Genomic DNA, 605 nt, shown 5'->3' with positions numbered 1-605 from the left:
ACCCTTTTAGGGTATTGCATACTGAATACATAGGTATGCAAGGCGAACGCGGCGAACTGAAACATCTAAGTAGCTGCAGGAAAAGAAATCAACCGAGATTCCCAAAGTAGCGGCGAGCGAAATGGGAAGAGCCTGTACGTGATAGTCGGACCGATAACAGAATCCTCTGGAAAGTGGAGCCATAGTGGGTGATAGCCCCGTATGTGAAATCGGACCGGTGGTACTAAGCGTACGACAAGTAGGGCGGGACACGTGACATCCTGTCTGAATATGGGGGGACCATCCTCCAAGGCTAAATACTCGTAATCGACCGATAGTGAACCAGTACCGTGAGGGAAAGGCGAAAAGAACCCCGGAAGGGGAGTGAAATAGATCCTGAAACCGTGTGCATACAAACAGTAGGAGCGGACTTGTTCCGTGACTGCGTACCTTTTGTATAATGGGTCAGCGACTTACATTCAGTGGCAAGGTTAACCGAATAGGGAAGCCGTAGAGAAATCGAGTCCGAATAGGGCGATCAGTCGCTGGGTGTAGACCCGAAACCAAGTGATCTACTCATGGCCAGGATGAAGGTGCGGTAACACGCCCTGGAGGTCCGAACCCAC

1 rRNA gene is annotated in these 605 nt (G+C 50.9%); it reads left to right on the top strand.

Going from position 1 to position 605, the window contains the following annotated elements:
* Positions 1 to 605: ribosomal RNA gene (locus tag ACZ92H_RS29420) — 23S ribosomal RNA — on the top strand; the annotation flags it as partial.

This window comes from Janthinobacterium foliorum, assembly GCF_978021625.1.
This window is presented reverse-complemented; position numbering and strand designations above follow the sequence as displayed.